Source organism: Actinokineospora auranticolor (assembly GCF_041897805.1).
In the GTDB taxonomy this organism is placed as follows: domain Bacteria; phylum Actinomycetota; class Actinomycetes; order Mycobacteriales; family Pseudonocardiaceae; genus Actinokineospora; species Actinokineospora auranticolor.
In genome coordinates this window covers 2,141,545-2,153,712 of sequence record NZ_CP154825.1, presented here as the reverse complement: position 1 = coordinate 2,153,712, position 12,168 = coordinate 2,141,545, and the positions used below count along the sequence as shown (strand labels likewise).

2 protein-coding genes (both cut by a window edge) are annotated in these 12,168 nt (G+C 72.2%); both read right to left on the bottom strand.

Annotated elements, in window-relative coordinates; genetic code table 11:
* On the bottom strand, positions 1 to 6,743 hold the 5' portion of the coding sequence (locus V5P93_RS10075) for a non-ribosomal peptide synthetase (protein ID WP_104482601.1). The gene continues 1,945 nt to the left of window position 1, outside the view; 6,743 of the gene's 8,688 nt are visible here — the first part of the coding sequence; it begins with the start codon at positions 6,741 to 6,743; its stop codon lies beyond the left edge, outside the window.
* Positions 6,744 to 12,168, bottom strand: partial view of a non-ribosomal peptide synthetase gene (locus V5P93_RS10070; RefSeq protein ID WP_104482600.1) — the 3' end only. Its footprint extends 14,582 nt past the window's final position; 5,425 of the gene's 20,007 nt are visible here — the last part of the coding sequence; its start codon lies off the right edge, out of view; its stop codon occupies positions 6,744 to 6,746. It lies immediately after the preceding gene.

Genomic DNA, 12,168 nt, shown 5'->3' with positions numbered 1-12,168 from the left:
CGGGCGAGGTCGCCGGTGCGGTACAGGCGGCCGTCGCCGAAGGGGTTGGCGACGAACCGGGACGCGGTCTGGCCGGGCTGGTTGAGGTAGCCGCGCGCCAGACCGGGCCCGCCGACGTACAGCTCGCCGACGGCACCCGGCGGGACGAGCCCGAGGGTCGCGTCGAGCACGTGGACGACCGTGTTGGCGACCGGGCGTCCGATGACGACCGCGCCTCCCGCGATCGGCGCGACCAGTGCGTCCACTGTGGACTCGGTGGGGCCGTAGAAGTTGAACGCCGCGACGTCCGCCGCCGCGAGCCGCGACCAGAGCGCGGGGCTCACGGCCTCACCGCCGGTGCCGACGACGGTCACGCCGGTGTCCAGGAGGCCGTCGTCGACGAGCTGGGTCAGCAGCGCGGGGGCGGCGTCGACGTAGCCGATCCCGTGGGCGCGGGTGTAGTCGACGATGGCGCGGGAGTCGCCGGTCAGGTCCGGTCCGGCGACATGCGTCTCGTGTCCGGCCAGCAACCAGAGCAGCGGGTCGAGGGAGGCGTCGAAGGAGAACGACGACAGTTGCAGCGCCTTGCCAGGCCGCATGACCGACGCGTGGTGCGACGCGAGGAGGTTCACCAGCCCCGCGTGCTCGACCACGACGCCCTTGGGCCGTCCGGTCGAGCCGGATGTGAAGATCACGTACGCGGCGCCGCCGACCGGGCCGGGGGTGAACTCCTGGGTCGAGAGGTCGATCGCGTCGAGGTCGATGCCGTCGTGGTCGACGGCCGCGATGGTGAGGGTGACCTTGGGGTTGGCCTGCTCGACCATGTACCGCAAGCGATCCGCCGGGTACTCGGGGTCGAGCACGACATACGCCGCGCCCGCCCGCCACACGCCGAGGATCGCCGCGACCAGGCCTGCCGACGGCGGCAGCGCCAGCGCCACCACGTCTCCTGGCGCCACACCGCGCGACACCAGCAGGCCCGCGATCCGCGCGGAGCGGTCGGCCAGTTCGCCGTAGGTGAGCGTGGTGTCCGACCCGACGACCGCGGTGGCCGCCGGGTCTTGGGCGTCCACGACGTCGAGCACGGTGCGCTCGACGACCGGGACGCGCGGACCTTGTCCGGCGGCGAGCAGGTCGGCGCGCTCGGTGTCGGTGATGAGGTCGAGCGCGCGGACCGGGGTGCTCGGGTTCGCGAAAGCCGTTAGCGCCCGGGCGAACCTGGCCGCCCAGATCTGGGCGGTGTCCGGGTCGATGAGGTCGTCCCGGACATCCAGCCAGGCCGCGAGCCCGGCGCCGACGGTCAGCGTGATCGGGTAGTTCGTGGCGTCGGCGCCGTCGACCGCGCTGACGGTGAACCCGGCGGCGGCCTCGGCGCGGTCGAGGGCTCCTGTGTCGATGGGGAAGCTCTCGAAGACGGTAAGCGTGTCGAACAGCTCCGCCACGCCGAGCGCCCGCTGGATGTCGGCTAGGCCGACGTGCTGGTGGTCGAGCACCGCGGCCTGCTCGGCCTGCACGCGGGTCAGCAGGTCGGCCACGGTCTCGGCCGGGTCGAGCCGCACCCGCACGGGCAGGGTGTTGATGAACAGGCCGATCATCGTCTCGACGCCGGCGACCTCCGGCGGCCGCCCGGAGACCGTCGCGCCGAAGACGACGTCGCCGCGGCCGAGTCCGCGGGCCAGGGTGAGGCCCCAGGCGGCTTGGACGAGCGTGTTGACGGTGACGCCGCGTTCGCGAGCGATGGCCGGGAGCCCGTCGGGGAGGGTGATGTCGACGCGGCGCGGGAGGACGGCTGCGCGGGAAGCGCCTGCCGGGGCGACCAGGGTCGGCTCGGTGATGCCCGCAAGCGCTTGCGACCAGACGTCGACACCGGTGTCGCGCGTGGACAGCCAGGTGAGGAAGTCGCGGTAGGGGCGCACGGGCGGGAGGGTGTTGCCCGCGTAGGTCTCGAACAGCTCGCGCACCAGCAGGGGCGTGGACCAGCCGTCGAGCAGCACGTGGTGGAAGGTGATCAGCAGTCGGTGCCGGTCGTCCGCGAGCCTGCCGAGGTGGAACCGGACGAGCGGTGCCTCGTCGACGGCGAACCGGGTCTCGCGGTCTTCCGCGACCAACCGGTCCCATTCGGACTCGTCCACGTCGACCTCGCGCCACGGCAACGGGACGGTGTCGGCGATGACCAGGACGGGATCGCCGGAGATCAGGTGGTCGACGGCGGCGCGGAGGGTGTCGTGCCGGTCGAGGAGGGTCGCGGCGGCGGCGCGGAGGCGGGCCGGGTCGAGGTCGCCGGTCAGCTCGCAGGAGAACTGGACGGTGTAGACGTCGGTCCCGGTGTCGTCGAACCGCGACAGGAACGCGATGCCCTGCTGGAGCGCGGTCGGCTGCCACACGTCGACGAGCCCGGCGTGGCGTTCGGCCAGGGCATCCACATCGGACTGGGTGAGGCGCGCCAGCGGGAAGTCCGACGGCGTGTGGCCGCCGGAACCCGGTTCGCTGTGCCGCTCGATGGCGTGCAGGGCGTTGACCCAGTGGGCGGCGAGGTCGCTGACCTCGGCCTCGGTGAACAGGGCGGCAGGCCAGGCGAAGGTGGCGGAGAGGACGCCGTCGGCGGTGACGGCGTTGATGTCGAGCGCGTGCCCGACGGGCAGGCCGGGGTCGGCGTCGCCGCCGAGCGCGCCCGCCTCCGGGGCGCCGGACCAGGCGTCGCCGGTGGTGGCCGCGGTGCCGAAGCGGCCGAGGTAGTTGAACAGGATCTCCGGTGTGGCGGCCGGGAGTTCGGCGCGCAGCAGGCCGAAGCCGATGCCGTCGCCGGGTACGGCTCGGAGTTGTTCCTTGACGAGCTTGAGCGCGGTGCCCGCGGCGGGTCCGCCCGCGAAGGCGTCGGCGATGTCAACGCCGGTCAGGTCGAAGCGGACCGGGTAGAGGGTGGTGAACCAGCCGACCGTGCGGGCCAGGTCGGCTCCGGGGACGGCGTCCTCTTCACGGCCGTGGCCTTCGAGGTCGACGACTCCCGTCGCGGTGCCGCGCGCGCGGGCGACGGCGAGGGCGAGCGCGGTGAGCAGGACGTCTTCGACGCCCGCGTGGAAGGCGGCGGGGATGTCGCCGAGCAGCCTGGTCGTGGTCTCGGCGGAGAGGGCGACCTTGACCGTGCGGACGGTCGAGACGGTGTCGCGGGCGGCCACGGGGGTGCGGCCGTCAACGGCGTCCAGGGTTGTGCGCCAGTGGTCCAGTTCGGTGGTGCGGTCTTGGGCGCGCAGGGCGAGGGCCCAGTCGCGGAAGGAGGTGCCGACGGGTGCGAGGGCCTCTCCGGCGACGGCGGCGGCGAGGTCGGGGACGATGATCCGCCACGACACGCCGTCGACGACGAGGTGGTGCGCGACGATCAGCAGCCGGTCCGGGGCGAACCAGACCACGCGGACCACCTCGCCCTCAGCTGGATCGAGTTCGCCGTACGCGCGGGCGGCTTCGGCCTGGTAGTCGGTGTTGTCGACGCGGCGGACGAGCTTCGCGGCGTCGACCGCGCCGACCGGTCGGACGTCGAGCTGGTCCCCGGCGAGGCGGGCCCGCAGCACGTCATGGGTGTCCACAACGGACTGGACGGCGGCGGTGAGGCGTTCCTGGGTGAGGCCGGTCGGGGCGATCAGCAGGCGGGCCTGGGAGACGCGGTTGACCGGGCCACCCCGGCCAACCAGGTCGCGCATGATCGGGGTGAGCGGCAGGGCGCCGGAGCCGGTGGAGGTCGGCACGGGAACGGGTTCGGTGGCGATCTCGGCGATGCGGGCGACCGTGCGGCGCTCGAAGACATCACGCGGGGAGAACTTGAGGTCCTCGGCGCGGGCGCGGCTGACGAGCTGGATCGACACGATGCTGTCGCCGCCGAGGGCGAAGAAGTCGTCGTCCAACCCGACCGACGGCACACCCAGGACCTCGGCGAACACAGCGGCCAGCGCGCGCTCGGCGTCGGTCTCGGGCTGGCGGGTGGTGGTCAGACCGGCGAAATCGGGTGCGGGCAGGGCCTTGCGGTCGACCTTCCCGTTGACCGTCAGGGGAATGCGGTCGAGGACGACGATGGCGGCCGGGACCATGTGCTCGGGCAGGTCCCGCGCGGCCCAGTCCCGCAGCTCCGCACTGTCCACTGTGCCCGTGACGTAGCCGACGAGCCGGGTGGTCTTGTCCTCGCGGACAACCGCGACGGCCTCGGAGACCGCCGGGTGCGCGGCGAGGACCGCCTCGACCTCGCCGAGTTCGATGCGGAAGCCGCGCAGCTTGACCTGGCCGTCGGCGCGACCGAAGTACTCCAGTCCGCCGTTGCTCCAGCGCGCGAGGTCGCCGGAGCGGTAGAGGCGGCCGGAGCCGAAGGGGTTCGCGACGAAGCGGGTCGAGGTGAGGCCGGGGCGGTTGAGGTAGCCGTCGGCGAGACCGGCGCCCGCGACGTACAGCTCGCCGACGACACCAGGGGCGCAGAGGCCGAGGCCGGAGTCGAGGACGTAGGCGCGCAGGTCGGGGATGGGAACGCCGATGCCGGGGTTGGCGTCGGCGGCCGTGAGCGGCAGGTAGGTCACGTGGACGGTGGTCTCGGTGATCCCGTACATGTTGACCAGCCGGGGCGCGTCCTCGGCGTGCCGGGTGTACCAGCCCGCGAGCCTGCGCGGGTCCAGCGCCTCGCCGCCGAAGATCACGTACCGCAGGGCTAGGTCCGCGCCGCTGTCGACCGCGTCGAGCTGGTAGAACGCGGACGGGGTCTGGTTGAGGACGGTGACGCGTTCGTTCGCCAGCAGGTCGAGGAACGCCTCCGGGGAGCGGCTGGTGGCGTGGTCGACGACGACCAGCGTGCCGCCGCGCAGCAGGGCGCCCCACAGCTCCCAGACGGAGAAGTCGAAGGCGTAGGAGTGGAACAGCGTCCACACGTCGTCGGGGCCGAAGCCGAACCAGTGGTCGGTGGCGGTGAGCAGCCGGTCCACGGCCCGGTGTGGGACGACGACGCCCTTGGGGGTTCCGGTGGAGCCCGAGGTGTAGATGACGTAGGCCGGGTGGTCCGGGGTGAGGGCGGTGCTTACCGGTCCGTCGGCGGTGTCGTGCGGGTTGACCGTGGCGATGTCGCCGAAGCGGTCGTGCAGGTCCGGGGTCGTGATCAGCAGGGTGGGCGCGGCGTCGGTGAGCATCAGCTCCAGGCGCGCGGCCGGGTAGTCCGGGTCGAGCGGCAGGTACGCGGCCCCGGCCTTGAGCACGGCCAGCACCGCGACGACCAGTTCGGCCGACCGGGGCAGGGCGATCGCGACAAAGCCTTGGGCGCCCTGGTTTCGCAGGACCCTGGCGAGGCCCGTCGAGCGGGCGTCGAGTTCGGCGTAGGTGAGCCGGGTGTCGCCTGAGACCAGCGCGATGCCGTCCGGGTTGGCGGCGACCTGTTCGGCGAAACGGGCCGGGATGGTGGCCTGCTCCCCAGCTTCGCCGGTCGGGTTCCACGTGCGCAACAGGTTCTCGCGCTCATCCGCCGCCAGACCATCCACACGCGACACCGGAACGCTCGGATCCGCCGCCAAGGCGGTGAGGACGCGGACCAGGCGCTCGGACAGCTCGACCGGGTCCACCAGCCCGGGACGGTACTTGAGCAGCAGGTCGGGGCCGGTGGCGACGAGGGTGGCCGGGTAGTGGGTGGCGTCGCGGGTCTCCCCCGCGCGCACGCGCAGCCCGGTGGCGGCTTCGGCGCTCTCCAGGGCGGCGGTGTCCACGAAGTAGCTCTCGAACACTGTCAGTGTGTCGAACAGCTCCCCCACGCCTGCCGCGCGCTGGATGTCCGCCAGGCCGACGTGCTGGTGGTCCATCACCCGCGCCTGCTCTGCCTGCACCCGGGTGAGCAGCGCGGCCACGGTCTCGGCCGGGTCGAGTCGCACCCGCACGGGCACGGTGTTGATGAACAGCCCGATCATGCTGTCGACGCCCGGCAGCTCCGGTGGCCTACCGGATACGGTGGCGCCGAAGACGACGTCGTCGCGGCCGAGGGTGCGGGCGAGCAGCAGCGCCCATGCGGTCTGTACGACGGTGTTGAGCGTGACGCCGTGTGCGCGGGCGAGCGCGGCGAGGGTGTCGGTGAGGCCGTCGGGGAGCGGGATCGGTTGCTGTTCGGCGGATCCGGACGGGTCGGCGCCGGCGGCGAGCAGGGTGGGTTCCTCGAAGCCGGCGAGGGCTTCGGCCCAGGCGGCGCGGGAGGCGTCGGCGTCCTTGGCGCGGAGCCAGGACAGGTAGTCCTTGTAGGGCCGGACGGTCGGCAGCGCGGACGCGTCGCCCTTGGCGGTGTAGAGCTGGAACAGCTCGCGGGCCAGCAGTGGCGTGGACCAGCCGTCGAGGAGGATGTGGTGGTACGTGATCAGCAGGCGGTGCCGCTCGGGGCCGAGCCTGCCGAGGAGCACGCGCAGCAGCGGCGGCTGGGTGAGGTCGAACCGTTCGGCGCGGTCCTCGGCGAGCAGCACGTCCCAGTTGTCGACATCGACCTCGCGCCAGGGGAGTTCGACGTCGCGCGGCACGGGCGCGACGACCTCCCCGGTCTTGCGGCGGCGGAAGCAGGCGCGCAGGTTGGCGTGCCGGTCGATCAGCGCCTGCGCGGCCGTCCGCAGCACGGCGGCATCCAGCGGGCCGTCGAGGTCGAGGGCGAACTGGACCACGTACGGGTCCTCCGGCTCGGTGCCGCCGGAGTACTCGCTGTGGAAGAGGAGGCCCTGCTGTAGCGGGGCGAGGGGCAGGACGTCTTCCAGCCCGGACTTGCGCGCGTTCACCTAACTCCACTCCGACTCGAACTCGTCCAGCTCGTCCTGCGACAGGTCGCTGAGGGTCAGATCCGACGGCGTGTGGCCGCCGCCTCCACCGTCCGCGTGCGCGACGAGCGCCCGCAGCGCGGCGAACCACTTCTCGGCCAGGTCCCGCACCGCCGACTCGGCGACCACCTCGCCGCCCCACGCCCAGTTCGCGGTCAGGCGCGGGCCGCCGGGCCCGTCCTGGGTGAGGGCGTTGACCTGGATGGCATGGGAGATGGGCATTCCCGGGTCGACGCCGCCGTCGAGCGCGGCGGCCTCGGGGGCGCCTTGCCAAGCCCCGGTGGCCGCGTCGGTGCCGAAGCGGCCGAGGTAGTTGAACAGGATTTCCCGCGCGGGCACGGGGGGAGCCAGGAGACCGAAGCCGATGCCGTTGTCGGGGATGGCCCGCAGGTGTTCCTTGACCCGTTTGACAGCCCGCCCGGCCGCATCGCCGCCCGCCAGCGCCTCGGCGGCGTCGATGCCGGTGAGGTCGAGGCGGACAGGGTAGGCGGTGGTGAACCAGCCGACCGTGCGGGACAGGTCCGCGCCGGGGATGACCTGCTCTTCGCGGCCGTGGCCCTCCACGTCGACCAGGCGCGCGGTGTTGCCGCCGGTGGCCGCGGCGGCGATGGCGAGGGCGGTGAGGAGGACGTCGTTGACGGTGCCGTGGAACAGGTCGGGCACGGTGGTGAGCAGCGGCCCGGTTTCCTCGGGGGTGAGGGTCAGGCGCAGCTCTCGTCCGGTGTGGATGGTGTCGGTCGAGCGCAGGGGGCGGGTGGTGAGCAGGTCGCCCCGGGAGTCGGCGAGGCCGGTCCAGTGCGCGGTCTCGGCGCCGCGGTCGAGTTCGGTCAGGCTCTTGGCCCAGCGGCGGAAGGACGTGCCGACGGGGTCGATGTCGGCGCCTTCGTAGGCGGCGCGCAGGTCGGGTTCGATGACGCGCCACGAGACGCCGTCGACCACGAGGTGGTGGGCGACGAGCAGCAGCCTGCCTTCGTCCGCGCCCCGGTCGAACCAGACGACGCGGAACATCTCGCCCGCTCGGGGATCGAGTTCGTCCGCGACCGCTTGTGCCGCTGGCGCGAGGTCGTTGATCCCGGTGGCGTCGACGCGCCGGACGCTCGCCTGCGCGGTCTCCGGGATGTGGAGGCCGTCGTCGGTGAGGCGGGCGCGGAGGACGTGGTGGCGGGCGATGAGCGCTTCGACGGCCTTGGTGAGCCGGTCGAGGTCGAGGTCGGCGGGGGCGCGGAGCAGGCGGGACTGGGAGAAGCGGTCGATCGGACCGCCCCGGGCCAGCGCGTCGCGCATGATCGGGGTGAACGGGACCTCGCCGATGCCTTCGCCTTCGGCTTCGGCGGCCCGGGTGTCGGTGTCGGCGACCATGGCCAGTCCGGCGACCGTGCGGCGTTCGAAGACGTCTCGCGGGGAGAAGCGGATGCCCGCCGCTCGCGCCCGGCCGACGAGCTGGATGGAGACGATGCTGTCGCCGCCGAGGGTGAAGAAGTCGTCGTCCACGCCGACGGTCGGCAGGCCGAGGACGGCGGCGGTCAGGTCGACGAGGACGCGTTCCAGGTCGTTCCCGGCTTCGCGGTCGGTGACCAGCGCGGCGAAGTCGGGGTCGGGCAGGGCCTTGCGGTCGGTCTTGCCGCTGGGGGTGAGCGGGATGGCGTCCAGCGTCACGAAAGCGGACGGGACCATGTGGTCGGGGAGGGTGCGGGCGAGTTCGGCGCGGAGATCGTCGTGGGGGGTTTCGCCGACGAGGTAGCCGATGAGGCGGTCGTCGCGGACGAGGGTCACGGCGTGCTCGACGCCGGGGAGCGCGGCCATGGCGGCCTCGATCTCGCCGAGCTCGACGCGCTGGCCGCGGAGTTTGACCTGGTCGTCGGCGCGGCCCAGGTACTCCAGCGCGCCTTCGGGGTTCCACGCGGCGATGTCGCCGGTGCGGTAGAGGCGGCCGTCGCCGAACGGGTTGGCCACGAACCGGGTCGCGGTCAGGCCCGGGCGGTTGAGGTAGCCCTGGGCGAGTTGGGCGCCCGCGAGGTACAGCTCTCCGGGGACGCCTGCGGAGACGGGGTTGAGGAACGGGTCCAGCACGTAGGTCTGGGTGTTCCATACCGGGTGTCCGATAGGGACGGTCAGGTCTTCGCGGTGGAGCTGGATGGCGGTGACGTCAACGGAGGCTTCGGTGGGGCCGTAGAGGTTGTGCAGTTGCGCGTCGGAGACGTTCAGGAACTCGTCGCGCAGGTCGACGGGGAGGGCTTCGCCGGAGCAGAGGACTCGGCGGAGGGTAGTGATGGTCCGCGCTTCGGGCTCGGCGACGAACGCGCGGAGCATGGATGGGACGAAGTGGACAGTGGTGATGTTGTTGCGTTCGATGGCGTCCGCGAGGTAAGCGGGGTCGCGGTGGCCGCCGGGCTTGGCGAACACCAGGGTGGCGCCGGTGATGAGCGGCCAGAAGAACTCCCACACCGACACGTCGAACCCGGCCGGGGTCTTCTGCAGGACCCGCTCGCCCGGCTGGAGGCCGTATTCGGACTGCATCCACAGCAGGCGGTTGACGATGCCCTCGTGCGGTACCCGCACGCCCTTGGGCCTGCCGGTCGAGCCCGAGGTGAAGATGACGTACGCGGGCGCGTTGGGGTCGCTGTTGTCGTCGGCTTCCGGACCGGTGGCTTGCGGCGGGAGCACGGTGACACCGGGGAGAGTGGCGTTTTCCGGTGCGATGACGACGACCGGGGCCGCGTCCTCGACCATCATGCGAAGGCGGTCGGCGGGATAGTCGGGGTCGAGCGGAAGGTAGGCGGCGCCTGCTCGCTGGACCGCGAGGAGCGCGACGATGAGGTCCGCCGAGCGTTCCAGCATCACGCCGACGATGTCACCGACGCCCGCGCCCCGGCTCCGGAGTTCGCCTGCGAGGACCTTGGTCGCGTGGTCGAGTTGCTTGTAGGTCAGGGTTTCGCCGCCGTCGACGACCACAGCCGTCGCGTCGGGGGTTTGTGCGACCTGGCGGGCGAACAAGGCTGGGATGGTCGTCCGCTCGACGGGAATCGCCTGACCCTGCCAAGTCTTCAGGACGCTCTTTGCGTCCACTTCAGACAGCAGGGTGACGTTGCCGACGGGCTTGTGCGGCGTGTCGGCCACCGCGGTGAGGGCTTTGACGACGCGAGCGAGGAGGGTGTGGGCCTCGGGCTCGTCGATGACGTCCGGGCGGTATCGCAGGGTCAGGGTCGTGGTCGCGCCGGGCAGGACCAGCAGGGTCAGCGGGTAGTGGGTGGCGTCGCGGCCGACGGCCTCGGTGACGCGCAGCCCGGCGGCGGTCTCGGCGCGTTCGAGGGCGTCGGTGTCGACCGGGTAGCTCTCGAAGACGGTGAGGGTGTCGAACAGGTCGCCGATGCCCGCCGCGCGCTGGATGTCGGCGAGGCCGAGGTGCTGGTGGTCAAGCAGGGCGGCCTGTTCGCCGTGCAGCTTGGTCAGCAGCTCGGCCAAGGACTCGGCCGGGTCGAGGCGGACGCGGACGGGAACGGTGTTGATGAACAGGCCGATCATGCCCGTGATGCCGTCGAGGTCGCCGTCGCGGCCGGAGACCGTGGCGCCGAACACGACGTCGGTGCGGCCGGTCCGTTGCGCCAGAACGAGTCCCCACGCGGCTTGCACGGCGGCGTTGAGTGTCACGCCGACCGCGCGGACGGCGGCGGTGAGCCTGGTGACGACCGGTTCCGGGAGGTGGACGTCGAGTTGGCCGGGGAGGACGCCGCCGTGGGGGGCTCCGGGGGCGACCAGGGTCGGCTCGTCGAGGCCGGTGAGCGCGGTGCGCCAAGCGTCGCGGGCCGCGTCGGTGTCGCGGTCGGCCAAGTCGGCTAGGTGGTCGCGGTAGGAGCGGACCGGGGGCAGGGTTTCGCCCGCGTAGCGCGCGAACAGCTCCCGGGCGAGGAGCGGGGTCGACCAGCCGTCGAGGATCGCGTGGTGGTTGGTCAGGACGAGCGTCGCGTCGGTTTCCGCGCGTACCAGGAGGAAGCGGACCAGCGGGGGTCGGGCGAGGTCGAAGCGGGTGGCGCGTTCGGCGTCGATGATCCGGGCGGTCTCGGCTTCGGAGGCGCTGGTCACCTCGCGCCAGGGGACCTCGACTCGGCGGGTGATGACCTGGGCCAGTCGGCCTGTCGCGAGGGTGGGGAATCCTGCTCGCAGGATCTCGTGGCGGTCGACCAAGGCTTGCGCGGCGGCGCGGAGGCGAGTGCTGTCGACGTCGCCTTGCAGGGAAAGGACCTGCTGGGTGGTGTAGACGTCTACACCGGACTCGTCGAAGCGGGAGAGGAACAGCAGGCCTTCTTGCAGCGGGGAGGTCGGCCAGACGTCCGCGACATCCGGGTAAGCGGTGTCGATCTCATCCACTTCGGACTGGGTCAGGTTCGCGATGGGCCAGTCCGCTGGGGAGTGGCCGCCGGTTTCCAGTGCCGCGATAGCGTTCAGAGCGGCGACCCAGCGGTCCTTGACGGCGTGGACCACGGCGTCGGGGACGGCGGCGACCCAGGCGAAGTGGGCGGTGAGGGTGGCGCCTTCGGCGATGATGTTGAGCGCGATGGGGTGGCCGACGGGGAGTTCCGCGTCGGCACCGCCTGCCAGGGTGGCCGCTTCGGGGGCGGTCGACCAGGTCTGCGCGGTCTCGGATCCCATGCGTCCCAGGTAGTTGACCAGGATGTCGCGTCGGGGGGCGTCGGCGAGCTGGTCGCGGAGGAGGCCGTAGCCGAGGCCGTCGCCTGGGGTGTTCTTGACGCTGCCCTTGACGAGCTTGAGGGTCGCGGCGGCGTCGGGTCCGGGGGTGAGGCGGACGGGGTGGATGTCGGTGAACCAGCCGACGGTGTCGGTGACGTCGTCGGAGCGGCCGTGGCCTTCGACGTCGACGACGATCGGTTCGCCGACGGCTTGGGCGAGGGCGGCGAGGAGGACTTCGGTCGGGCCGGTGTGGAAGAGCGCGGGGACCGGGCCGAGCAGGCGGTCGGCGTTGGGGACGCTGACCGTCAGTTCGCGTGCTGTCGCGACGGTGTCGTCCGCGTTCAGCGGGCGGGTGACCAGGGTGTGCGCGGGGGCGAGGATTTCTTGCCACAGCGGGAGTTCCGGCGTTCGGTCCTGGTTCGTCGTGGCGATTGCCCAGGTCCGGAAGCTCGTGTCCGGCGGTTGCGGGGTTTCGCCCCCGATCGCGGCGGCCAGCGCGGGGACCAGGACTCGCCAGGAGACGCCGTCGACCACGAAGTGGTGGGCGACGATCAGGAGCCTGCCTTCTTCGGAACCCCGGTCGAACCAGACGACACGGAGCACGCGGCCCCGCGCGGGGTCTAGGTCCGCGATGGCCTGTTCGGTGTGGTAGTCGAGTTCGCTGGTCCATTGTGGATTTTTTGCGTCGACGCGGGATACC